Origin of the sequence: Novosphingobium taihuense (assembly GCF_007830315.1) — a bacterium.
GTDB lineage: Bacteria > Pseudomonadota > Alphaproteobacteria > Sphingomonadales > Sphingomonadaceae > Novosphingobium > Novosphingobium taihuense.
Genome location: NZ_VLKJ01000001.1, coordinates 396,408 through 419,953 on the forward strand (window position 1 = coordinate 396,408; position 23,546 = coordinate 419,953).

The window sequence follows — 23,546 nt, forward strand, 5'->3', positions numbered from 1 at the left end:
GAAGCAAGAGCGGATTTCAGCATACGCGTGCCGTGGATCCGTAGCCGCCTTCCTGCAGCGCGTATGGCTGATTGCGTTTGACCGCAGTCGAGGAAATCTCCCGTTCGCGCCAGTCGATCGGGACAAACGGTATTGCGAAGACCGGATCGTAACGGACGTTGACGGTGTAGACGATGACGTCGTTCGCCCCGCCATTGCCGGTGCGGCCCAGATCGTCGTCCCATGAGCCATTGCCGTTTTCGTCGGTATAGCCCTCCCCTGTCGAGCACAGCCCATCGCCGTTCGTGTCGTTAAGCGGCTCGCCCCTGCTGACATGGGCGAAGTCGAAATAACTCTTGCGCGTGGAGCTGATCCGCGCGCCGGGCAAAATCTTCTCCACCGCGCTGGTGACTGCCGCATCAGCGTTGGCCGTATTGCCCGTCTCCAGGGTGGAATCGCGCGCAGCTTTCTCCACTGCGCCGTCGAGCACGCCGATTGCATAGACCATCTGGCCGAGATCAAGGCATCCGACCAGTGCGAGCAGGAATACTGGCATGACCATGGCAAACTCGATCGTGGTCACGCCTTGGCTATCGCGCGCGAGCTGCTGCCGAACCGTCACTGGTACACCCGCAATTCGCCTACGTTCTTGGCGATTTCCTGGAAGGCACTGTTCAGCTGAGTCGCATTCGTCGCAAGGAACGAGCTGTTGCTCGACGCGCAGTAGCTGAGATCGGTGGTCAGGCTGGAGGCAAAGGCGATGACCCAGATACGAAAGCCCTTGTCCTTGGCATTGTCGCACAAGGCGCGGAAACGAAGGGTATGGCGAGCCGCCTGATCGGTCTGGCCATCGTCGGTCACGCGCCGGTCGTGCCACTCGATGCCATAGCTCGACTGGATCGAGATGCTCGGTTCCATCTGGCCGTCGGTCATGAAGATGATGTGGCGCGAAACCTTGCCGCCGTTGGTCGGGAGCACGTTCACCGTGCTTGCCCAAGGCCCTTCGGGCGAGCTCAGCCGAAGGCCCCAGAGCATCCCGATATCGTGGTAGGTCGAACCCGCGGCTACCAGCGCATCGGCATAGGTATAGAACGCCGACTGGTTCATCGTTGACAGCAATTGCGCCTGATAGGGGCAATACGACGAGGCGCGGGTGCCTTGAGAAGTCTGTACGGAATTGGTCAGGAATGTGCCCTGCCAGTTGGTCACTGTCCTGTAGTATGCCAGTTCAGGCCACATCGGCCCCCATTTGGTGTCAGGGTCGTCATTGGGCACCAGATCGACATCGAGGTCGAGCGCGGTCGACGGGGACATGCCCGTAACGCCAGAATAGCTGATGCTCGAAGTAGCATCGCTCTCGCGCTCCTCGATGCACCCGCCCCAGGTATAGCTGGCTGCAGCGCCGCTGGATCCATTGGGTTTGCTGACGGCCGCGAAAGTCTTGTAGTTGCTCGTGTCGACGCTGACTTCCTTATAGGCCCAGTTCGCGAACTCCTGCCGGGTGCGGGTCTCGTAGATCGGGTCAGACGTCGCGTAGCTGCGCGTGATGAAGTTGCGTGTGGTGTAGTAATAGTAGACGCGCCAGCGATTGTTGTTCTGCTGCTGGCAGATGTATGTCGTCTTGCGCTGCGGCTGTGTCGTGGTGGTTGTCACGACCTGTTGACCGGAACCGTTGGTCGTCGTCGTTGTGGCAGTGGTTGCAGAGCCATTATTGGCCCAGGTCACATCCGCGGGACGCGCGGCATTGCAGTTCGCTTGCGACGAGTAATTCGTCGAAGTGTACTGCGTCGTGCTGCCGATCGATTCGGTCGAGTAGCTTTGCTCACTTGTATTCACGGGCTCGGTCCAGCCCGTGAACACCCGCTCGGTGATCGTGTTGAACACCGGTTCGCGTGACTGGATCGGCCAGGTATCGGCAAGATAGGCCGGGTTGAGATTGTAGATCAGCCGCCCGACATTGACCGACGAGCTATAGGGCACGAACGAATAGCGGATGCGGGCGTTCGATCCTTGCGTGGCCGTGGCCACCGTGTCGTAGAAGTTCTTCATCGCGACACGAAGCGCCTGGATGCGCGTCTGGCTCGTACCTGACAGGGTGTTGCCCATCGAGCCGGTGGTGTCGAGCACCATGGTGATGTCGCTGTTGCCCACGCCCATCGTCGCACTGCACGAGACGCTGACGGGGATGCTGTCGACGCCCAGCAGGTTCATGACCACCGTCTCAACCGTGGTCTGCGCCGTGCCGGTGATCAGATTGCCATTGTTCGTCGAAGCTGTCGTGAAGGTCGTGCCCGTCGCGCCGAGATCGCCAGGGACGAAGTTGGTGTTGAAATAGGCCGACGCCTGGCCCTGCGCGGTCGCATCGTAACCGTTGGTTGTGATCGCACGGCGGCCGGCGAGCGTGCCCGCGTCACAGGCCGACTGCAGGCGGTTGCGCGCCTTGTAGACGCGATTGATGTCGAGCCCGCCGCCAATAAGGGCGATGATGACCGGCACACTCGCAGCGGCGATCGGCAGGACGCTGCCGCTCGTATTGCGATGAAGCCTGGCAAGAAACCCCGACATTGCGTCCAAACTGCCTTCTGCTGCGAAGCGAGAAGGCCAGAAGCGGGCCGGACGGTTTCCAGAGTCTTACCTTGAGTGGGTTTTCATTCGGGATTTATCTCGAATTAATGAGTAATTTTCCTAATAGAAACATTGGCTTGCGTTAACCATCTTTCGGGAGGTTAAATGACTGCCATCCGTGGAGCCGTACCGCATCTCCATCCTGATTGATCAGCGGTGGCAGCAGGTTCGGTTTACCATTCCCGGAAACCGCGAACTTCACAGGAGCCGCCTGCTCGAAGTACGCCCCCTCGGCCGGATGCTCACGGCGACGGAAGAAATCGACTGCAGCGAGATGTGGGTCATCCAAAACCTCGCCAAGATCGCGCACGGCCTGCGCGGGGATCTGTACTGCATGGCAGCGCTCAAGGATTTCGGCGGTGGTCAGCGCAGACGTGAAGCGGGCAATGGCCTGATAAAGCTCAGCCTGCGCCTTTATCCGCAATTGCGGCGTGGCAAGGTGCTCCTGATTGAGGAAATCCGGTTGATCGAGCAGCGTGAAAATTCGCGCCCAGGCATCGTCGGTGTAGGCGACGATGCTGATCCAGCCGTCAGAGGTGGGGAAAGGCTGGCGATGCGGATCGATCTGGCGGGCATAACCAGCCGGCCCCTTCGGCGGGTCGAAGGTCAGTCCGCCAAGGTGCTCGAGCAGCATGAAGCTCGAGAACACTTCGAACATCGGAACTTCCACCCGCTGTCCCTCACCCGTACGCTGCTTGTGGACGATTGCCGCCATCGCGGCGTAGGCAGCATGCAGGCCCGCCACCTTGTCGGCGATCAGCGAAGGCAGATAGCGCGGACGCGGATCGCCATCGACGCGTGGCAGCAGCGTCGCCGTACCAGTCGCTGCCTGGATCACGTCATCGTAGGCCTGAAGATCGGCATAGGGGCCGTCCTGACCGAAGCCGACGCAATGGACGTAGATCAGCCCGGGATTGATTGCGCGCAGCGTCTCGTAACCAAGACCGATACGTTCCAGAGCCTTTCCGCGCACGTTGACCACGAAGACGTCCGCCTCGCGCAGAAGATCGAGCATGACGTCCCGATCCGCGTCCTGCTTAAGGTCGAGCGCAACCGACTTTTTGCCCCGGTTGATTGCCATCCAGCCCGGAGCCATGCCGGGCGTCACCGCAGCCCTCGCCGACCAGCGGAACGCGTCCCCCATGCCCGGCGCCTCGACCTTGATCACGTCGGCACCAAGATTGGCAAGGATCTGCGTGGCATAGGGTCCGAACACCACTGTCGTCAGGTCTACCACGCGGATGCCTTCGAGCAGCACGGGATTGCCGGTCATGCTTCGGTCTGAATCAGGCAAAGCGGAAATCGGCACGCTTCTCGCCCCGCTCGATCACGACGTCACGGCCCAGCGGATCGCTTTCGAGCATTGCTGCAAGAGTGGCGGCATCGCGGGTTGTGGCGATGAATCGCCCGCCATGCGCATGTTCGCCGATCACGATGCCCTGTTCCGGAATGCCCTTGGCATAAGTGACCGTGTACGTCGTGACGCGGCCCGTTCCATCCTGCTGCTTGGCCATGACCGCCACAGGCGCAACGTCCAGAGCGGCCTGCACCGATGCCGTCTCGCACGAAGGCCATTGTCGTGACGCGGTCGAGAGCACCGCTGCCCCGTACTTGGACTGGAAGCCACCGTTCAGCCCGATCAAGCCGTAACTGCCTGAATCCGCGCGCATTCGCTCGACCATGCTGGCAAAGGCATGCATCGAATAGTTGTTTCCGGCCCCGCCGAAGTAGGGAAGCCCCCCTGTCACTGTCAGGCCCCGTGGGTCATCGGCGGCAAGGCCGAGACCATCGATCGCGGCATTGAACACCGGTACCGGGAAGCAGGAATAGAAATCGAAAGCCTCGATCTTGGCGGCTTCCTGGCCTGCGCTTGCCAGTGCAGAGGCAATTGCTGCATTGGCCGCAGGATATCCACCAATGTCAGGACGCTCGAGTATCTCGCGCTCATTGGCCAGCGCTGCGCCATGGAGATAGACCCACTTGTCTTCACTTACGCCCGCCTCTCGCGCCGCCTTGACCGACATCAGCACGATTGCAGCGGCCTGATTGACCTGATCGCGCGATACGAGCTTGAGCGGATAGGGATCGGCAATCATGCGGTTGCGCTCACCGGGAGTCGCGATTTCCCCAGCCGCCATGGGTTTGGCAGCGGCGGCGCTGTAGGGGTTGTTCGCCGCAACTTCGGTGAAGGGTGCGAACAGGCGGCCCATCTCCAGCGCATAGGCTTCGCGCGACAGTCCCAGACGATGCCGCCGCGCGTTCTCGCACAGCGCGTAGGCGGTGACCGGGGCGCGGATACCATGGGCGATGCTGGCGGCAGACAGCGCGCCTTCGAAGCCCATCCCCTTGTCGATCCATTCGACACCGGCCGCGTCGTCGTGCTCGGCCCAGTCGCGAACCTCGCCGTTGCCCACCAAGTGGCGCACGGTCGAAATTGCCTCGCTGCCGAACAGCAGTGCTGCTGAGCTTTCGCCTGCAGCGATACGATCACCGAGATCGGCAAGCAGCGCGAGAGGTGATTGCCCGCCGACCTTTTCGAGGATGGCCACACGCGGTCTGATCCCCAAACGCCTCGCCACTGCCAGCGGCATCTTGTCCGCCCGCCCGAACGGAACCTGCATCGCGCCTGATTCCTCGAACGTGCGGATCGAGCCGACTGCGCTGACCTGTGGCGCAACATCGGCTGGAGCGCCCGTGTCTGCCAGCGCTGTGGCAGCGGCCCGGGCAGCCAGGTCCGCAAACGACAGACCGACATAGTCCTCAGCATCAATCCGCTCGACGAACTGGCCCACCCCGACAATCACCGGCGTGGTGTCTGGCACTTGCATAGGCATCCTCACTGTCTCCTCACGCAGAAGCTATGCGCGAGGCCCTGCGCCGTCCAATCGATTTAACCTTTCGATTTATAGATAGTTTGAATATATACAGCGAGATGCAGACCGAAGTAGACATAAAGGCGATCCGCTGCTTTCTCGCTCTCGCGCAGGAGCTCAGTTTCGGACGAGCCGCGCAGCGGATGAATCTTACGCAGCCCAGTCTCTCGGCGCAGATCCGCAAGCTTGAGGAACAGGTTGGCCAGCGCCTGTTCGAACGCACCACCCGCGCGGTCAGGCTCTCACCAGTCGGCCATTCCCTGCTCGAACAGGCTCGTACTTTCCTTGCGCAGGCCGACGCGTTCGCGGCCAACCTCGCGGCCTGGCGGGAGCGGCCAGACCGACGCATCGTGCTGGGCGCTCCAATCTACACGTTCGAATTGCCCCAGCACGGCGCGCTGCTCTCGGCGATCGCCCGCGAGCTTCCCGACATTGCCCTGCGCGTGGACAACGACTTCGCCCACTCGCTGTGCGAAGGGCTCATCCGCGACACAGTCGATCTGGCCATGGTCGTTGCCGCACCGGTCCCGCACGAGCGATACCTTGCCGACATGGCCACAGGCGGCGTGGGCGAGCTGGAGATGCCCGACGGCCTGCCACGCCTCACCATAAGCCGCGAACCCATCGGCCTTGCCATTCCTCAGGAGCATGCCCTAGCCCGCTTCGACGTCGTTCCCGCCGAAGCCTTGTCCGGAATTGTCATCGCCATGCTTGCCCCACTCCATGGGCGAAGCCTCTACAGACCGATCCATGACTGGCTCTCTGCATCGGGAGCATCCGGCTTCCTGCCGCCCGAAGCCCATGCTTTCGCGCTGGAACGCTACTGCCGCGAATACCGGATCCCTGCGATCTCGATAGCGCAGTTCCGCCCGCGCGATCATGGCAACGTCGTCTATCGCCCCGTCGCTGGCCTCTCCGTCTTCACCGAGCTGGCGGTGCTGCGCAGCAACCGCAAGCATCGTTCGGTCATCGAAGATCGGCTTTGGGGAATTGCCTCAAATCTGAAGACTTAAGCTGTCACCGCTCTGCCGGTGTCCGTCCTCGTCGTGCGACTGCGGGCCATCAGTGCCCTGGCGCCTGTCGACATGTGCTGCCTCAGGAAGCGGCTGGCGGCACTGGCATCGGTATAACCCAGTCGGTGCGATAGTTCGGTCAGGTTGGGTCTGCGTGCGGTGCGGAAGTACTCGTCCGCCGTCTGCTTTCGCACTTGTTCGAGTATTGCAGCGAAGGTCGTCCCACGCTCTGCCAGACGCCTCTGCAGGCTCTGCGGCGAGAGACCGGCAAGTCGCGCCACGTGCGGGAGGTTCGCCTTGCGCTCGGTCAGGTTGGCGGCGATGAAATAGCGCACCTGCTGAACAAGATCCCCGGGCCAGAGACTGTCAGCCTGCGCGAGCTGCTTTTCGAGGTAGCGTACCATGTTCGGGTTCGCGCGCGACGACGGGCGATGCAGATCCGACTTGCGGAACACCAGAGCGCAACGATCAGAGCCGAACTCGATCGGGCAGCGGAATACTGCCTGGTGATAGCGGATGCTTGGCGGTGCAGGATGATCCAGTTCGAGCCGGATCGGCGTCCACTCCTCTCCCAGCAACATCCGCACGATGCGCAATTGCAGGGTGAGCGTGGCCTGAAGGAATTGCGAACCGCCGAAGCGCGCAGGCGCCATAAGTACGTGCCGCAATGCAGCCTCGTGCCCGGTAATGTCGGTGCTCGATCGCATCGCCGCGCTTTCAAGATGCATGTAGCGCCGGGTGATCCGACTAGCCTCATCCAGCGTGGTGCAGTGATCCCACAACAGGCTGATCGGGCCGAAGCCCCGCACGTTGCACCACATGGAAAAGGCCACGCCAAGATCGGCGCGTCCCGACGAGATCGCGGCAGCTTGCAGCACGTCGACATGGGCACTCGCCGGCAACCATTCCGCGTCCCTCGCCTGCTCGACATAAGCGTAGATGTCTGGTGGACACAGGTCCCTGAGGTCCAGCCCGGAAACTTCGGCAAACTGGGCGAACTGACGCATGGCACTGGCATGCGCGAGACCATCTTCTGATTCCGTCATGAGATGATTTGACAACACTGTGCCGTAATCCGTCAAGATCAATTAAGCGATTAAACGCACAATGCCTCCACACCTGCTACGTGTCCAGCGCGGTACGTCAGGTCGTCAAACAGGAAGGCTGCCAGAAAGGCGGCCCCGTCAAATGAAACAGCCGCCAACCACGCGGCATGGGAGGTATGGATGAAAGCAATGTTCTTGCGGAGCGCAGCTGCCGGCGCGGTTCTGGCCGGAGCCCTCGCTCCTTCGCTCGCCCGTGCCCAGCAGGCTCAGGCCGACGAGCAGGCCGGTCCGGGCTTGGCCGAAATCATCGTCACCGCGCAGCGCCGCACCGAGAACCTGCAGGACGTGCCGATCGCGATCACGGCCGCCAATGCCGAAACGCTGGCACAGGCCCGCGTCGAGAACGTCTCGAACATTCAGGCGATCAGCCCCTCGATCAGCTTCCGCGTGACGAACATCGCAACGTCGAGCGCGAACCTCGTGATCCGCGGCCTCGGCACCACCGGCAACAGCCGCTCGTTCGAAGGCTCGGTCGGCGTGTTCATCGACGGCGTCTACCGCACCCGCGCCGCAGCCGCGCTGCAGAATTTCCTCGATATCGACAATCTCCAGGTCCTGCGCGGGCCGCAGGGCACGCTCTTCGGCAAGAACACCACTGCCGGTGCACTGCTGCTCAGTTCCGCCTCGCCCTCGTTCAATGATGTGAACGGCGCCGTTGAAGTCACCTACGGAAACTACGACACACTGATCGCGCGCGGTGCAATCAACGTGCCGTTGTCCGACAAGGTCGCCTTCCGTATCGCTGGCCTTGCGTCCACCGCTGACGGCTTCTTTACCGACAGCACCACCGGCCAGAGCCTCAACGACAACAAGACCCGCGCGGTCAAGGCGCAGCTCCTGTTCGAGCCGAGCGAGAACCTCACCGTCCGTCTGATCGGCGACTATTCGCACAGCCAAGGCAACTGCTGCTATGCGACCTCGCCATTCGTTGATGGCCCCACGCAGCCGATCATCGATCTGCTCACGCTTTACCAGCCTGCCAGCAGCCAGCAGTTCCTCGGCGTACTGGCAGGCCTGATCCCCGCCTCGTCCATGACCCCGACCGGCCGCAAGCTGCCCTCGAACGACCCGTCGAAGTTCGAGCAGACCCTGAACGGCAACGGCATGCAGGAGATCGAGGACTACGGCGGCACCTTGCTCATCGATGCTCAGGTCGGCGAAGGTACGCTGAAGTCCGTCACTTCGGTACGCAAGTTCACCGTCGACCAGCGCGATCTCGACCCCGACTTCTCAGGCGCCGACATCTTCCGCTACAACGAGAGCTTCTCGAGCCGCTTCATCTCGCAGGAACTGACCTACAACACCAAGATCCCGGCGCTCAATGCCGAGGCGGTGTTCGGCCTGTTCTTCTCCGACGAAAAGCTCAAGATGGGCCGCAGCCTGCCGTGGGCAAGCCAGGCACAGTTCTACTGGGATGCCATCTTCGCCAGCCTCGGCGTGCCTCCCGGCACGGCCTTCGCCGCTCCCGGCACATGGACGACCGAGCGGATGGGCGGCACCGCCAAATCCTATGCCGGTTTTGCCCACCTCGATTTTGCCGTCACCAGCAAGGTCAATGTGATCGCAGGCCTGCGCTACTCGGTCGAGAAAAAGCGCGGCTTCTTCAACAACGCCTTCTACCGCCCTGTGCCGACCGACGTCTTCACCCTGCTCGGCATTGCCCCCTCGCCAGCCTATGACGCCACGACCACCAACAAGGCGCTCTCGGGCACGCTCGGCCTGCAGTATCGCCCGGTCGATGACGTCATGCTCTATGCCACATACAACCGCGGCTTCAAGGCAGGCGGCGTCAACATGGACGTCAACGCAGCCGGCACGCTGATCAACAACGCCGCCGTCTACAACGCCCTGCCCGCAGCGATCCGCATCGGCTTCTTCGGCAATGCTCCCGCACAGGCACCGCTCAACCCGCGCTACAAGCCGGAGAAGGTCAACGCCTTCGAGGTCGGCGGCAAGTTCCAATATCTTGGCGGCCGCGCACGCACCAACGTGGCGTTCTTCTACTATGACCTGTCCGATCTCCAGATCGCGCAGTTCATCGGCCTGCGCTTCACCGTGCTCAATGCCAGGTCCGCCAAGGACTACGGCCTCGAAGTCGAGAACATGTTCCAGCTGAGCGACAGCTTGACCTTGGGCCTCGACGGAACATGGATCCCGCACGCAAAGTACGGCAAGGACACCACGATCGATCCCGTACTGTCGGACTCGCGCTTCCGCTTCAGCCCGAAGTTCTCGGGCAATGCGACGCTCAACCTGGACCAGCCGGTCAACGACAACCTGCACATGCTTGCTCGCGTTCAGGCACAGTACCAGAGCCGTCAGCTGATCAGCACCGCGACCACCGCCGAACAGGGCCCCGTCACGCTGGTCAACGCCAACCTCGGCTTCAAGCTGCCCAAGACCGGCCTGCTGGTCGAAGGCTGGGTCCAGAACCTCTTCGACAAGACCTGGTTCACCCAGTCTTTCCCGACCCCGCTCCAGACGGGCGATCAGAACGCCTATCCGGGCGCGCCGCGTACTTACGGCATCCGCGTCCGCGCATCGTTCTGAGCTAGCGCGCCAGACGCACGAAAGGCCCTCGCCCTCACCCGATGGCGGGGGCCTTTTGCAATCAGGCTGGGCCGCTAAGCTGACAGCCGGAGTCGCGCACAAGCGACCGAAAGGGAGAGCGATGACTGACGATACCGACTTCACAGGAAAGCACGTGCTGGTCGTCGGCGGCTCCAGCGGCATCGGCAACGGCGTGGCCCATGCTTTCCGCCGGCGCGGCGCCATTGTCCACGTCTGGGGCACGCGCGCGTCTGCCGCAGACTACGACCCGGCGGATGGCTCCGACCTTTCGGGTCTCGGCTACACCTGCGTCGATGTCGGCCATCCCGATGCGATCGCGACAGCACCGTGCCCATTCCCCACGCTCGATGCGCTGATCCTCTGTCAGGGCACTGTCGTCTACAAGCGCGGCGAATTTGCCCGCGAAGGCTGGGACAAGGTCATGGCCGTCAATCTCGACAGCGTGATGCACTGCGCAATGAAGTTCCGCCCGCAACTTGCCGAACGCAAAGGCTCAATCGTGATCGTCAGCTCGGTCTCGGGCTTCAAGGCGAACATCGGCAATCCCGCCTACGCAGCCTCGAAAGCTGGCGCGGTAAGCCTGACGAAGACACTGGGCCAAGCCTTTGCCGCAGACGGTATCCGCGTCAATGGCCTTGCTCCCGGCCTCGTCGACACCAAGCTGACCAAGGTCACGACCGCAAACCCGGACCGCCTCGCCGGGGCCGTTGCGCGCATTCCCCAAGGCCGCATGGGCACGCCTGAGGACATGGCCGGAGCCGCCATCTTCCTCGCCTCGCCCCTGGCCTCCTACGTCACCGGCCACACGCTCGTCGTCGATGGAGGGCTCACCCTATGAAGGCGCTGCGCTACTACGGCACCCGCGACATCCGCCACGAAAGCTTGGACGATCCTGCGCCGCAATCGGACAGGGATGCCATCGTCAAGGTCGATGCCTGTTCCATCTGCGGGTCCGACCTGCACATCTACCACGGCCACGGCTTTTCCGAGGACGTCGGCTTCTGCGTTGGCCACGAAGCCGTCGGCGAGGTCGTCGAGGTGGGCCGCGCCGTACACCGGCTGAAAGTCGGACAGAAGGTGATGATCCCGGCGGCTGTAGGCTGTGGGGCGTGTCGCTCATGCCTGTCGGGCGTGGTCAAGATGGTGCTTGTGCCGGACTGACGCTGCGCCGCGCGGCAAACCACGGCCCAATCCGGCGAACCGCTTCCTCGACGAGCGGCGTCGAGACCGCAAAGCTGAAGCGGATGAAGCGCTTGCCGTTCACCGGATCGAAGTCCAGCCCCGGCGCCGTCGCCACGCCGGTATCGCGCAGCAGCGCCTCGCACAGCGCCAGACTGTCATCGGTAAACTCGCTGGCATCGGCGTAGATGTAGAATGCCCCGTCCGGCGGGGCGATGCGCCCAAGCCCAAGTTTGGGTAGGGCCTCCAGCAGGATATTGCGATTGCGCGCGTAGGTCTCGACATGCCCGTTCAGCTCGTCTCGGCATTCGAAGGCCATCAGTCCGGCCTTCTGCGCCAGAACAGGCGGCGTCAGGAAAAGGCTGCCCATCCGCGCGCGTGCCGCATCGATCAGCGCAGGCGGCACGACCAGCCAGCCCAAACGCCAGCCCGCCATGCTGAAATACTTCGAGAACGAATTGACGATCACCGCATCGGGCAGATGCTCCAGCATCGAAGCGGCCTTCGCGCCATAGCTTAGCCCGTGGTAGATCTCGTCCGAAATCACCCGGATTCCCTTGCGGCGGCAGACATCGGCAATAGCGGCGAGTTCCGCAGGCTCAATGATCGTGCCTGTCGGATTGGCCGGGCTCGCCACGATCAAGCCATCAGGCACCGGCTCGAGCGCATCGACTGCAGCCGCGGTCACCTGAAATCGTTCGTCCGGCCCGCATTCCATCTCGACCGGCTCAAGGTACATGGCTTTGAGCGAATTGCGGTAGGCAACGTATCCTGGCCGAGCCAGCGCAATGCGCGCTCCGGGCCGAAACAGGCAGGAAAGCGCCATGACGAAGGCAGGCGATGCCCCGCAGGTCAGGATCACCTGCTCGCGCTCCACGCTCACGCCATAGTTGTCGGCATAGCTGCGCGCGATCCGCTCCTTCAGCGGCACGCTTTCCCAGTATCCCATCGCCTCGTTGGCGAGCACTTCGTGCGCCAAGGCGATCGATCTGGCCGGAGCGCCAGTCGAGGGCTGCCCGAACTCCATGTGGATCACGCTCGCCCCTGCGGCCTCCATGTCATGGGCAAGGCGAGAGACAGCAATGGCGTGAAACGGTTCGACTTGAGCGATCATCGCAGCGTGCTAGTTGCCACCGAAACAAGTTGCAACCCCGCCCCTCGCCCCGATACCCTGCCTCGCGATGCAGCGCCTCAAACTCAAGATCCAACTCTACTGCGGCGATGAAATCGCCATGGGCCCCGGCAAGGCCGATCTGCTTGACGCGATCACGCAGCACGGCTCGATCTCCGCCGCCGCCCGCGCCATGGACATGAGCTATCGCCGTGCCTGGCTGCTGGTCGACGCCATGAACCGCTGTTGGCGACAGCCCTTGGTCGAAACCTCTCCCGGTAGTGCGAAGGGCGGCGGGGCAAGGCTTACCGCATTCGGACAAGCCGTGCTGAACCACTACCGCGCCCTGAAGGACCGCCTGCAAGGAAGCTCAGACTGCCCGGACTATCAGGCCCTTGCCGCAGCCATGCTGGCTGAGCCAAAGGCAAGCCAGAAAGGTGACAGGAATTGAGATCGCAAACGGAATGCGGCTGCGCAGAACTCGGTGACGTGGCCGTCATTGGCATGGGTTCGCAACGAGATGAGGAAGTGCTTGGTTCGCTTGATCGTGTTTGCGACCACGGAGGACGCCAGTGGTGGCTGTACTTGTCTCGTTGCATCAACTGCCAACAGTTCTGGATGATCGCACAGGAAGAGAGGGTTCATGACAATTATTGCATGAAGCGCATAGATGCCAGGGTCGCTGCAGGGATCGTTACCGACGCCATCTGGCCCGAAGATTTTCTCGACTTTGCCTCAGTGCTACGGCTGGAGCGTGAAAGCGGACAGATTGCACAATTCTTGGATCCGAATTGTCACGCCTTGGTTGCCACAGCCCATGATCTGAGCCGTGAACGACCAGACATCACTTTCGACGAAATTGGCTACTTGCTTGGCATAATTCCATCGCATGCAGCAACACTGATGGCGCTGAATCCTTGGTGACCGTCTAGCGCCCCAACGGTCCCTTCCACAATACGCCGTCCTTCATCACCAACGCCACCTTGCGGATCGCCGAAATGTCGGCGAGCGGATTGCCCTCTACTGCAACCAGATCGGCGAGCATTCCTGCCTTTACCGTGCCAAGCCGATCCCCCAGCCCGAACATCTTCGCATTTCCTGACGTCGCCGCGATGGCCACTTCCGCCGCCGTCATCCCGCCCTTGACCATCAGTTCGGCCTCGCGCGCATTGTCGCCATGGGCATAGACGCCGACGTCACCCCCCATGCAGATCGCCACGCCAGCCTTGCGCGCCTTGGCCAGTGCATCGAAACCTTCCTGCACGCCCTTGGGCACGGGCGCTTCGCCATTCCATCCGCGGTACCGCGCAATGGCATCGCCTGCCGCAAGTGTCGGGCAGAAGCCCACACCCTTGACCTTCATCGCCGCGAAGACTTCCGACGTGCCCTCATCGCCATGCTCGATGGTATCGACGCCCGCTGCCACGGCGCGCCGCATCCCTTCGGCCGTGCTGGCATGCGCCACAACCTCGCGTCCCGCACTATGGGCCGCCTCGACCGCCGCCTTCAACTCGCCCTCGGTAAACGTCGGTCGGCTTGGCTCGCCCGGTCCCCAGCGATAATCGGCATAGACTTTGACCAGATCAGCCCCCGCACCGATCTGGCGGCGCACCGCATTGACCAGTTCCGGCCCGCCCGCTTCCTCGGCCCCCAGCGGCACGGCAACACCGGGCTCGAAACCGCGCGGTCCATAGGCTCCGGGCGCAACGATTGCCCGCGTCGCCACAAGCATGCGTGGCCCTGGCACGATCCCCTGCTCGATTGCCTGCTTGAGCCCGACGTCGGCATAGCCGGCTCCTTCGGTCCCAAGATCGCGCACTGTGGTGAACCCCGCCATCAGCGTGATGCGAGCGTGGACCGTGGCCCGTGCCGTGCGCAAGGCGAGCGGTTCGTGCAGGACCTGATCGTCCCACGGCGTTTCGTTGTAGGGGTGCAGGAAAAGGTGCGAGTGCCCCTCGATCATGCCAGGCATGAGCGTCATGCCGGGCAGAGCTATGACCGAGGCTTGCGCGGGCGCGACAATGTCGGGACCGACGGCTTCGATGCGGTTACCACGCACCAGCACGGCCCACCCCTTGTGCAGAACCGCGTTCTCGCCATCGAACACGGCATCGGGGCGCAGGAAAGTCAGCGCCTCCTGCTTGTCAGCGGCGAGTGCGGGCTCTGCACAAAGCGCCAGGGCTGCGGCGAGAACGCGGGAAATCAGACGCATCAGCCATCCTTTCGGTTGGCTTCAGCATAGCGGTCATGGCGCGCGCAACAATGCGAATTGGCAACCTTTTGCGAATGCCGATTCAGGCGGCCTCTTCGTGGCGAAGTTCGGCCAATTGCGCATCGGTGCGCGGCAGCACACCGATGCCGCCGACAGTCCGTCGGTCAAGGTCGGCCAGACGGATATCCGGACTCTGGCGTGTAAGGTCACGGATGTGCTGAACCCGGATCACCGCCATGACGCACCCCAGCGTCGCGATCGACACTGCCAGGCGCCACATCGCAAATTGCCCGCTCTGCATCGTCGAGAGAAACTCGGCGAAGCACTGCCACACCGTCACTGCACCCAGCAATTCCGTTGCGCGTTGACGCGGCGCTGCCAGTAGCAATGCGTTTGCCAGAAGGAACGATCCGACACCCGCCATGGTCGGCGTCAGCGTATCGGTAACGTATCCGAAGCCTAGCGAAAGCGCGGTCGCAAGCGCGACGAAGCGGCCGGAGCGGGCGATCTGACCTGGGGTCAACATGTCGAGTGGGCTACGCATGCAGCGGAATTTGCATGCCCCTTCTCAACAATTCGTTACGGCACGCGGTGCTCAAACGAGTGTTCGGATTAAGCCTATGATTGCAGTCCATAACATTATCGATGCGATGACCGCAAATCCCAGCCTGATCCACCCTGGAGCCTTCTCATCCCGCGAATCAGCTTCCGCATCGGCCTCGTGCGCCTGGGCGATCTCATACTGCAAAGCATGAACGGGGGACTGGACGGGAGCATCAATTGCGTGCGCCTCGCGTGGGCCATCGCGTGACGTGCGGCCCTCCTCTACGGGGGCCGTGGATATGTCCATCGAGAGGAGGGGTTGAGGCATCGACGCCGCCAGCCTGCCGCCCCGCCCTCAACTTCCGCTTAGCCAAGCCCTACGCAAGATTGCGGATCAGCCCCGCTGCGCCATTTCGAGCGGCTCGCCCAGCACCGGGTAACCAAGGTTCTCCGGGATCATCAGCCAGGGCTGGCCATCACGCTTTTCGATGAACGGGCTGATCGTGCCGGCCGGCGTTGCCTCTGCGTGGACTTTCGCATCCCCGAAGCTGCCGAACAGAGCCAACCGTTCCAGATTGCGCCGCGTCGGGAAGATCACCCGGATCTTCCCCTTTTCCGCAAGATCGAGTGCCCCCTTAGCGCTCGCCCAGAACAAGTGCCGATTCTCTGTGGCATCGACCTCGATGTCGACCGCCCCCGTGCCGAGATCGGCCAGATAGAAGCGGGTGTCGAAAATTCTTTCAGTCCGATGCTTGGGCCACCATCGCGCGAATGGCACCAGTCGTTCTGGCGCAAGGCTCCAGCCGAAGGCATCGAGGACCGGCGCCAGATCACCGCCCGAGATCAGCATGCGCCGCGCCTGAGCAGCCAGCATGCCATCAACGACGCCGTCAATCCCCACGACCAGCCCGGTTTCCTCCAGCGTCTCGCGTACAGCCGCAACCCGCGCAGCCATGTCATCGAGGTCGCCGCCGATGCGCGCCGCCAGTTCGCGGTCTGCCTCGTCGATCTTGCCGCCTGGGAACACTGTCGCGCCGCCTGCAAACTTCAGGCTGGCATTGCGCTCGACCATCAGAATCTGGGGCGGTCCGCCCAGCGGATCATGCCGGAAGATAACCACCGTTGCCGCAGGGGTTGTCTTTCTCAGCCAGTTCTCGGGCTCGATATCGTGCGTTTCCATCGCCTGCATCATGTCTGGCGCAGCGCCGCTTGCCAAGCCCGCTCCACATGTCGGTTCATTTTACAACTGCATTCTCGCAAGTACTGCAACCTCAGGTTAAAACTGCAGAATTCAGCGATTCCCAAAGTTTGGCACGATGCCTGCATAGTCACTGTCGTCCCGAAGAGTAGCTTCTTCTCGAGGCGGAGCCAGTCCCCCCGGTCTCTTATGGCTCCGCCTCTCCCGGGACCTCCTGTCAAACCGAAAGACAAAAAAAGACGCGACCGGCATTGCCGACCGCGCCCTTGCAATCTCTGCCCGGAAAGCCGGTAAATCAGGCGGCCTTGACGCCCGCGTCATCCATCAGCTGCTGCAGTTCGCCCGCCTGGAACATTTCCATCATGATGTCCGAGCCGCCCACGAATTCGCCCTTCACGTAGAGCTGGGGAATCGTCGGCCAGTCGGAGTAGGACTTGATGCCGCTGCGGATTTCCATGTCCTGCAGCACGTCGACCGAGGCGTATTCAACGCCAAGGTGTTCGAGGATGGCAATTGCCTTGCTCGAAAAGCCGCACTGCGGGAACAGCGGCGTGCCCTTCATGAACAGGACGACGTCATTGCCATTGACGATTTCGGAGATGCGCTGCTCGGTAGACATGAGGGATCGGTTTCCTTTCCGCTCTCAATTGGGAACGGCAGTGGTCAGTTGCAAGGCATGCAGTTCGCCGCCCATGCGTCCGCCCAAGGCCTCGTAGACCAGCTTGTGCTGCTTGACGCGCGGCAGGCCCGCAAACGCGGCTGAAACCACGCGCGCGGCATAATGATCGCCATCGCCCGCCAGATCGGTGATCTCGACCACCGCATCGGGCAAGGCCGCACGGATCATTGCCTCGATCTCGGCGGCGGGCATCGCCATCAGACTTCGCCCATCAACTGGCGACGGGCATCGACGGACTTGGCCTCAAGCGCGAGGCGCACATCGCTCTCGTCGATGTCGACGCCGGCCGAAATCAAGTCGCCCAGCACCTTGCGGATCATGTCCTCATCGCCCGATTCCTCGAAATCTGCCTGCACGACCGACTTGGCATAGGCCTCGGTCTCAGCAGCATCGAGCCCCATGCGCTCGGCAGCCCAAGTGCCCAAAAGACGGTTGCGGCGGGCATGGACGCGGAACAGCATTTCCTCGTCATGGGCGAACTTGGCCTCGAATGCCTTCTCGCGATCGTCGAACATGGTCATCGGCCGGTATCCTCTGTGTAAACGAGATCACCTTGCCGATAATCAGACCAGGCCCCCGCCGCAAGGGATCACGAAAAGAAACACGGCTTCAGGTGCGTCAGATGCGCCCCTTGCGCAGGTCGAGCAGGACGCCACCTTCGCGGCTCACATCGCAAGAGAAGCGATCGCCATTGCGGAGCGTGCCGGAAACCCGGTAGCCATCGCCGTTGCGCGTGGCGTCGTAGACTTCCTCGATATCGCCATTGCGCTCTGCCTCGGTAACGCAGGCATCCACGGCATCGTTAAGGCCGCGCGCGCTGGACCCCGGCGTCGAACCGCTCTGGTCGCGCCATTCGTCGCGCCGTTCGTCTCGACGATCGTCCTCGGGCCGATAGCGATAGCCGTCGTCCTCGCGCGCATTGCGGTTCTTCTTCTCGGCGTTGCTTGCGGCTGTCGCGATCGCGGCAATCCCGCCAATGATCAGCAGCCCTGCGAGCACGTCGCCTCCGTCGATGCCGCCACGGTCGCGATGCCAGCCGCGCCCGCCCCAGCCACCACGATCCCAGCGCCCATTCGCCTGTGCCGCAACCGGCAGGAGCGTGGTGGCCAGTGCAGCGCCCGCCAGCGCAATCTTCGCAATCCGTCCTGCCATGATGTCGTTCCCTTCCAACCGGCTACCTGCCCCGATCCACAGGCGGGCAGCCGGAGTCCCGTCTATACGTTAAAGGCTAGGCGGCCCAGGCTTTCCGATGCCTGAACCGCCTGCCTGTTCATCGTTCAAAGCCCGCGAATGCCGCTGTAGTCGATATCGACCACCCGTCCCCGCTCAACCTTGCACTTGAACGATCCGCTGTCATAGCCGCGGAGCGAGTTGTCCCAGCCGCGATAGTCGCCGCCCCAGCCGCGACCGTAGTAGCGGTCACCATCGCGCCAGTCGCGACCCCGCGTGTTCACCGCAATCCGCCCGCGCACTTCATATCCCCAGCGGGTGTTGCGCACGTCGCGGATGTCGGTCACGTCTGCCCGACCATAGCTATAGCGCGAGGCATTGCGCTCAGCCGTACGCACGCACTGCTCGATCGCCTGGCGCGGGTTGCCCCGGCCATAGTAACCGTCACCATAACGCCGGTCGTTCCAGCCATCGCGGCCGCGCCAGTCGTCCCCATAGCCGTATCGATCGTAGTCGCGGCGGTCGTTGTTGTTGCTTGCCGCAGCAGCGATCGCGGCAATGCCGCCGATCACCAGCGCGCCAGCGATGATGTCGCCGCCGTCAATCCCGCCGCGATGGTCGCGGGCAACTGCCGGCGTTGCCGAAGACACCGCAACCGCAGCGGCGGCAACGGTTCCGACGAGGGCCTTGGGTAGAGTCTTCATGGTGCAGGTCCTTAAGTCCGGCGGGCCTTTCCCGCCACGCATGAAGGATTGCCTGATTCGCCGTGAGATAACGCTGAACCATGACGACAGCTTTCGTTCAGCTAAATCGACATGAACCTGAACGGTATCAGCGCTGAGCGGTCTCGCTCCCCAGGCCGGTCCAATAAGCTAGAAACGAAAGCACATCGGCCCCGCTACCGATGACCTTCTCCACCGGCTTGCCCGCCCCGTGCCCTGCCTTCGTTTCCACGCGCAGCAGATGCGGGCGCTCCCCGATCTGCGCCGCCTGCAAGGCCGCCACGTACTTGAAGCTGTGCGCCGGGACTACGCGGTCGTCGTTCTCTGCGGTGGTTACGAGTATTGCAGGGTAAGCCTTGCCATCTGCGATATTGTGATACGGCGAATAGGACCGCAGCGTCCGCCAGTCCTCCTCGCGATCGGGCCTGCCATAGTCGTCGACCCAGAACCGCCCGGAGGTGAACCGGTCATAGCGCAGCATGTCCATCACACCCACGTCGGGATTTGCCGCGGCAAACAGGTCGGGCCGCTGATTGACCACCGCGCCCACCAGCAGCCCGCCGTTCGACGCGCCCTGCACCGCAAGCCCGCCCTTGGCGGCAATGCCCTCGCGGATCAGGTATTCACCCGCCGCGATGAAGTCGTCGAAGCTGTTCTGCTTCTTGTCGCGTCGCCCGGCCTCATACCAGCCGCGCCCCAACTCGCCCCCGCCGCGCACATTGGCCAGAGCGAAGGCGCCGCCCGCCTCCAGCCAGGCCATGCGCACCGGCGAATATCCGGGCGTCAGCGCAATGTCGAAGCCTCCATATCCGTAGAGCAGCGTCGGCACCGGCTTGCCTGCCGTCGCCAGCGCCCGCTTGCGAACGATATAGATCGGCACCATCGTGCCATCGCGCGAAGGATACTCGCGCTGCTCGACAAGGTAGTCCACTGGATCGAACGCCATCTTCGGCACCGCAAACGGCGTCACCGCACCGCTGTGCAGGTCCATGCGATAGATCGCAGGCGGCAGGTTGAAGCTGGTGAACTGGTAGAATGTCTCTGCATCGCCCGGCCGCCCGCCAAAGCCGCTTGCCGTGCCGATCCCGTTGAGCGTGATCGCCCGACCCGGCTTGCCCTTGCGGTCGGTCATCACCGCCACCGTCTGCCCATCCCTGAGGTACGACAGCAGGAAGCGGTCGCCGATCATACGCGCGCCTTCCAGCGTGTTGCCACGCTCGGGCACCACGATCTTCCAGCCGTCCTTCGGACGGGCAAGATCAATGCTGACAAGATGATAGTTCGCAGCGCTCCGGTCGGTCAGGAACCACAGCCGGTCGCCGATCCCTGCCACAAGCTTCCAGTGGTCGGCGATCTCGGGTACCAGGGGCTGGACCTTCCATTGGCCCGCCGGTCTGCCTTCCAGTTGGATCAGGTGGACCGCGTTGCGCCTGTCCGTGCTGACTTCGCTGACCACCACCGCCCAGCGTCCGTCGCTGGTCACCAGTGCCTTGTGGCTCCACTCAGGGTGGTCCGGCGTCGCATGGACCAGTTCGTCCACGTCCTGCGCCGTGCCGATGCGGTGAAACCATACCGCCTTGTTGAAACGAGGCGCCCGTGGATCATCACCTGCCTTGGGTGCCGGAAACCGTGAGTACAGGAATCCCTCTTCACCCACCCACGCGATTTCGGTGTCGTTGGCCCATTGCAACCGCTCGTCAAGCACCCGGCCCGTGCCGACCTCGACCACCCGCAGCGTCCGCCAGTCGCTCCCCGCTTCCTGCACGGCATAGGCAAGATAGCGGCCAGAAGGCGAAGGTTCCCACTGCGCCAACGCCAATGATCCGTCTGCGCTCCAGCCATTGGGGTCGAGCAGCAGGCGCTGCTCGCCGCCCACACCCTTTCGCACCCACAGTGCAGACTGGTTCTGCAACCCGGTATTGCGGCTGTAGAAGTAGCTCCGTCCCGCCTTGCGAGGCAGGCCATAGCGCTCGAAATCGAACAGTTCGCGGATGCGGCTGGCAAAGCGCTCGCGCCCCGGCAGCCGGGCAAGATAGTCGCCGCTGAGCGCATTCTGCTGCGCGATCCACCTGGCTACGTCGCCATCGCTGCGCGGATCGGCTTCGAGCCACCGGAAAGGATCGGCTACTCGCTGCCCGAACACTTGCTCGACCAGACCGTCGTCTCGAGTGGTCGGATAGGCACTGCGCGGCAAGATGAGACGGGGAAGCACCGAAGGCGCAGACCCGCCACCCGTTGTAGGCAGCGCGACCTCAGCACTATCGGCAAGCGCAGGCTGCGCCGGCAACAGCAGCGCCGCCATGAGCATGACGCCAGCAAGGCGCCGCCCGAACCTGTCCATCTCCCACATCATCGTTGCCAGTGACTTAGCACATCACGTGAAGGCGTGGGAGATGGCCTGATTGCCTATCAGTCCTTCGGCGTAAGACCCGTCCAGTGCGCCAGAAACGCGAAGACATCAGCGCTTTCTTCAATCTGCTTCGATACCGGCTTGCCCGATCCATGCCCGGCGCGCGTTTCGATGCGGATCAGCTGCGGCTTGGGGCCAAGTCCTGCTGCCTGCAGCGCCGCTGCATACTTGAAGCTGTGCCCCGGCACCACGCGGTCATCGGTATCCGCCGTCGTCACCAGTACGGCAGGATAAGGCGTGCCTGCCTTGACGTTGTGATAGGGCGAATAGCTGCGCAGCAAACGCCAGTCGGCTTCCTTTTCCGGAAAGCCATAGTCGAACACCCATTCGCGCCCCGCCGTGAACTTGTCGAAGCGCAGCATGTCCATCACGCCGACTGCCGGATGCGCCGCCGCAATCAGGTCAGGCCGCTGGTTGACGACTGCGCCGACCAACAGCCCGCCATTCGAACCACCCTCGACCGCAAGCCCATCCTTGCTGGTCACGCCATTGGCCTTGAGCCATTCGCCGCCCGCGATGAAATCGTCGAACACGTTCTGTTTGGTCGGTCCCTTGCCCGCCAGATGCCAGGCCTCGCCATACTCTCCGCCGCCGCGCAGGTTTGCTACCGCATAGGCCCCGCCCGCCTGAAGCCAGGCAAGGCGCGCCGGAGAATATCCCGGCAGGATCGAGACATTGAACCCGCCATAGCCGTAGAGGATCGTCGGAACCGGCCCCTTCAGATCCTTTCGCCGGATAATGAACATCGGGATTTTCGTGCCATCCTTTGAAGGATAGAAGACCTGCTGGGTCTCGAAATCCGCCGGATCGAAGGCCAGCTTGGGCGCTTCCCACACGCTCGCCGATGCAGGTTTTGCCGCATCGAAGGCATAGATCGTCGCAGGCTGGGTAAAGCCGCTGAACGCGAAATAGCCCTGCCGATCGCCCGGCTCGCCCACAACGGCAGCAATGCTGCCAATCCCGGGCAAAGCAACCGTCGTGACTCCCTGCCCATCGAGTCCAGAAACCCGCAGTTCCGCCTTCACGTCGCGCAAATAGTTAAGCATCAGACGGTCGCCGACAATGCTGGCCAGATCGAGCACGGCTGCACTTTCCGGGACTACCGTGGTGAACACTGGTTCCTTGCCCGAAAGATCGACCCGCATGATCTTCTTGCGCGGCGCATCCATGCTGGTGATGAACCACAACTGGTCTCCCACGCCTTCGACCAGCGTCCATTCATCGGACAGCGACGTGATAAGCGGACGGACCGTCCATTCACCCCTGCCTACGGCGGCGATACCCACCGCATTGCCCTTCTCGCTGCCCGTACTCGTCGAAACGACCATCCAGCGCTGGTCATGCGTCACTTGTGCCAGATGATAGAGCCGCGGGTTGTCCGGCGTTGCGTAAAGCTGGCGGTCCTCGCCCTGTCCGGTCCCGAGTTTGTGATACCAGACCGACTGGTTGGAACTCACCGCCTGAAACGCCTCGCCCGCCTTGGGTTCGGGAAAGCGCGAATAGATCACCGCATCGTTCCCGGCCCAGGTCAGGCGCGAAAACTTCACGTGTTGGATCGTATCCGCAAGTACCTGCCCGGTGGCGACGTCGATAACCTTGACCGATCGCCAGTCCGTGCCGCCATCCTGCACCGAATAGGCAACCTTGCTGCCGTCGGGCGAAGGCAGCCAATCATCCAGCGCCGTCGCGCCGTCCTTGGCCCATCCATTCGGATCGATCAGAGCCCGCCGCTCACCACTCCCGTCCGCATTGCGGACATAGAGCACGGACTGGTTCTGCAACCCGGTATTGTGGCGGAAGAACAGATATTTCCCGGCCTTGACCGGAAGCCCATAGCGCTCGAAGTCGAACAGGTTGGTCAGCTTCTTCTCGAACGCGGCGCGCTCCGGCAAGCCTTTGAGATAGGCGTCGGTGAACGTGCTCTGCTCGTCCACCCATGCAGCCACCTTCTTGTCGACGCGAACGTCGGCTTCCAGCCAGCGATAGGGATCTGCCACCTTCTCGCCGAAGAAGGTCTCGACCACCGGGCCGCGCTCGGTCTTCGGGTAGTTCAAGGCCGTCTCTCCGGCATGGGCATGGATTGGGGCAGAAACGCAGACAACCGCCGCCGCAGCAGCGAGTAACGATGGGCGCAATGGCATGGGGGGACTTTCGA

Annotated in this window: 22 protein-coding genes; 6 read left to right on the forward strand and 16 right to left on the reverse strand. The window is 62.8% G+C overall.

Annotated elements, in window-relative coordinates; all coding sequences use genetic code 11:
• Positions 1 to 16 precede the first annotated feature (16 nt).
• The 4 genes from IQ25_RS01770 to IQ25_RS01785 all read right to left on the reverse strand — a co-directional run bounded on the left by IQ25_RS01770 (position 17) and on the right by IQ25_RS01785 (position 5,438).
• On the reverse strand, positions 17 to 601 hold the full coding sequence (locus IQ25_RS01770; RefSeq protein WP_258536928.1) for a TadE/TadG family type IV pilus assembly protein: 585 nt from the start codon (positions 599 to 601) through the stop codon (positions 17 to 19).
• Positions 598 to 2,544: a TadE/TadG family type IV pilus assembly protein gene (locus tag IQ25_RS01775; protein WP_144901656.1), complete on the reverse strand. Its 1,947-nt coding sequence runs from the start codon at positions 2,542 to 2,544 to the stop codon at positions 598 to 600. The genes IQ25_RS01770 and IQ25_RS01775 overlap by 4 nt, the downstream gene beginning before the upstream one ends.
• A 142-nt stretch (positions 2,545 to 2,686) precedes the next feature.
• Complete coding sequence (locus tag IQ25_RS01780) at positions 2,687 to 3,877, reverse strand: CaiB/BaiF CoA transferase family protein (protein ID WP_144901658.1); 1,191 nt, start codon at positions 3,875 to 3,877, stop codon at positions 2,687 to 2,689.
• Between the two features lie 13 nt (positions 3,878 to 3,890).
• Positions 3,891 to 5,438: an acetyl-CoA acetyltransferase gene (locus IQ25_RS01785; RefSeq protein ID WP_144901660.1), complete on the reverse strand. Its 1,548-nt coding sequence runs from the start codon at positions 5,436 to 5,438 to the stop codon at positions 3,891 to 3,893.
• A gap of 98 nt (positions 5,439 to 5,536) precedes the next feature.
• On the opposite strand from IQ25_RS01785, the gene IQ25_RS01790 reads away from it, so the two are divergent.
• A complete protein-coding gene (locus IQ25_RS01790; protein ID WP_158637649.1) occupies positions 5,537 to 6,490 on the forward strand; it encodes a LysR family transcriptional regulator in 954 nt (317 codons plus the stop codon).
• Here the strand turns inward: IQ25_RS01790 and IQ25_RS01795 are convergent.
• Complete coding sequence (locus IQ25_RS01795) at positions 6,487 to 7,497, reverse strand: AraC family transcriptional regulator (protein WP_158637650.1); 1,011 nt, start codon at positions 7,495 to 7,497, stop codon at positions 6,487 to 6,489. The two genes, IQ25_RS01790 and IQ25_RS01795, sit on opposite strands and share 4 nt — an antisense overlap.
• Positions 7,498 to 7,716: 219 nt before the next feature.
• Here IQ25_RS01795 and IQ25_RS01800 point away from each other — a divergent pair, with 219 nt between their 5' ends.
• The 3 genes from IQ25_RS01800 to IQ25_RS01810 all read left to right on the forward strand — a co-directional run bounded on the left by IQ25_RS01800 (position 7,717) and on the right by IQ25_RS01810 (position 11,328).
• Positions 7,717 to 10,146 (forward strand): TonB-dependent receptor, encoded by a 2,430-nt coding sequence (locus tag IQ25_RS01800; protein ID WP_144901667.1) that lies wholly within the window; start codon positions 7,717 to 7,719, stop codon positions 10,144 to 10,146.
• Positions 10,147 to 10,267: 121 nt separating this feature from the next.
• Positions 10,268 to 11,005: an SDR family NAD(P)-dependent oxidoreductase gene (locus tag IQ25_RS01805; protein ID WP_144901669.1), complete on the forward strand. Its 738-nt coding sequence runs from the start codon at positions 10,268 to 10,270 to the stop codon at positions 11,003 to 11,005.
• On the forward strand, positions 11,002 to 11,328 hold the full coding sequence (locus IQ25_RS01810; RefSeq protein WP_246415400.1) for an alcohol dehydrogenase catalytic domain-containing protein: 327 nt from the start codon (positions 11,002 to 11,004) through the stop codon (positions 11,326 to 11,328). The genes IQ25_RS01805 and IQ25_RS01810 overlap by 4 nt, the downstream gene beginning before the upstream one ends.
• Here the strand turns inward: IQ25_RS01810 and IQ25_RS01815 are convergent.
• Entirely contained in the window at positions 11,303 to 12,460 is a 1,158-nt protein-coding gene (locus tag IQ25_RS01815; RefSeq protein WP_144901671.1) for an aminotransferase class I/II-fold pyridoxal phosphate-dependent enzyme, read from the reverse strand. The two genes, IQ25_RS01810 and IQ25_RS01815, sit on opposite strands and share 26 nt — an antisense overlap.
• Positions 12,461 to 12,527: 67 nt before the next feature.
• Here IQ25_RS01815 and IQ25_RS01820 point away from each other — a divergent pair, with 67 nt between their 5' ends.
• A complete protein-coding gene (locus IQ25_RS01820) occupies positions 12,528 to 12,908 on the forward strand; it encodes a winged helix-turn-helix domain-containing protein (RefSeq protein WP_144901673.1) in 381 nt (126 codons plus the stop codon).
• 38 nt (positions 12,909 to 12,946) lie between these two features.
• On the forward strand, positions 12,947 to 13,381 hold the full coding sequence (locus IQ25_RS01825) for a hypothetical protein (protein WP_144901675.1): 435 nt from the start codon (positions 12,947 to 12,949) through the stop codon (positions 13,379 to 13,381).
• A 4-nt stretch (positions 13,382 to 13,385) separates the two neighbouring features.
• On the opposite strand, the gene IQ25_RS01830 is transcribed toward IQ25_RS01825, so the two are convergent.
• The 10 genes from IQ25_RS01830 to IQ25_RS01875 form a co-directional block, all read right to left on the reverse strand.
• The gene (locus tag IQ25_RS01830; RefSeq protein ID WP_407070577.1) at positions 13,386 to 14,669 is read right to left on the reverse strand and encodes a metal-dependent hydrolase family protein; all 1,284 of its coding nucleotides are present in this window, start codon (positions 14,667 to 14,669) and stop codon (positions 13,386 to 13,388) included.
• Between the two features lie 82 nt (positions 14,670 to 14,751).
• Positions 14,752 to 15,213: a hypothetical protein gene (locus IQ25_RS01835; RefSeq protein ID WP_144901679.1), complete on the reverse strand. Its 462-nt coding sequence runs from the start codon at positions 15,211 to 15,213 to the stop codon at positions 14,752 to 14,754.
• A gap of 393 nt (positions 15,214 to 15,606) precedes the next feature.
• Positions 15,607 to 16,392, reverse strand: a complete 786-nt coding sequence (locus IQ25_RS01840) for an NUDIX hydrolase (protein WP_181447176.1) — start codon at positions 16,390 to 16,392, stop codon at positions 15,607 to 15,609.
• A 313-nt stretch (positions 16,393 to 16,705) separates the two neighbouring features.
• Positions 16,706 to 17,029 carry a Grx4 family monothiol glutaredoxin gene (gene grxD / locus IQ25_RS01845; RefSeq protein WP_144901681.1) on the reverse strand — a complete coding sequence of 108 codons (324 nt, stop codon included), beginning with the start codon at positions 17,027 to 17,029 and terminating at the stop codon, positions 16,706 to 16,708.
• 24 nt (positions 17,030 to 17,053) lie between these two features.
• Positions 17,054 to 17,287 carry a BolA family protein gene (locus IQ25_RS01850; RefSeq protein ID WP_144901683.1) on the reverse strand — a complete coding sequence of 78 codons (234 nt, stop codon included), beginning with the start codon at positions 17,285 to 17,287 and terminating at the stop codon, positions 17,054 to 17,056.
• Positions 17,287 to 17,610 (reverse strand): DUF1476 domain-containing protein, encoded by a 324-nt coding sequence (locus IQ25_RS01855; protein WP_144901686.1) that lies wholly within the window; start codon positions 17,608 to 17,610, stop codon positions 17,287 to 17,289. The genes IQ25_RS01850 and IQ25_RS01855 overlap by 1 nt, the downstream gene beginning before the upstream one ends.
• A 97-nt stretch (positions 17,611 to 17,707) precedes the next feature.
• Entirely contained in the window at positions 17,708 to 18,241 is a 534-nt protein-coding gene (locus IQ25_RS01860; protein WP_144901687.1) for a hypothetical protein, read from the reverse strand.
• A 125-nt stretch (positions 18,242 to 18,366) separates the two neighbouring features.
• Positions 18,367 to 18,963 carry a hypothetical protein gene (locus IQ25_RS01865; RefSeq protein WP_144901689.1) on the reverse strand — a complete coding sequence of 199 codons (597 nt, stop codon included), beginning with the start codon at positions 18,961 to 18,963 and terminating at the stop codon, positions 18,367 to 18,369.
• A 127-nt stretch (positions 18,964 to 19,090) separates the two neighbouring features.
• Positions 19,091 to 21,322 carry a prolyl oligopeptidase family serine peptidase gene (locus IQ25_RS01870; protein ID WP_246415399.1) on the reverse strand — a complete coding sequence of 744 codons (2,232 nt, stop codon included), beginning with the start codon at positions 21,320 to 21,322 and terminating at the stop codon, positions 19,091 to 19,093.
• Positions 21,323 to 21,390: 68 nt separating this feature from the next.
• Positions 21,391 to 23,532, reverse strand: a complete 2,142-nt coding sequence (locus tag IQ25_RS01875) for a prolyl oligopeptidase family serine peptidase (RefSeq protein ID WP_144901691.1) — start codon at positions 23,530 to 23,532, stop codon at positions 21,391 to 21,393.
• Between the last annotated feature and the right edge of the window lie 14 nt (positions 23,533 to 23,546).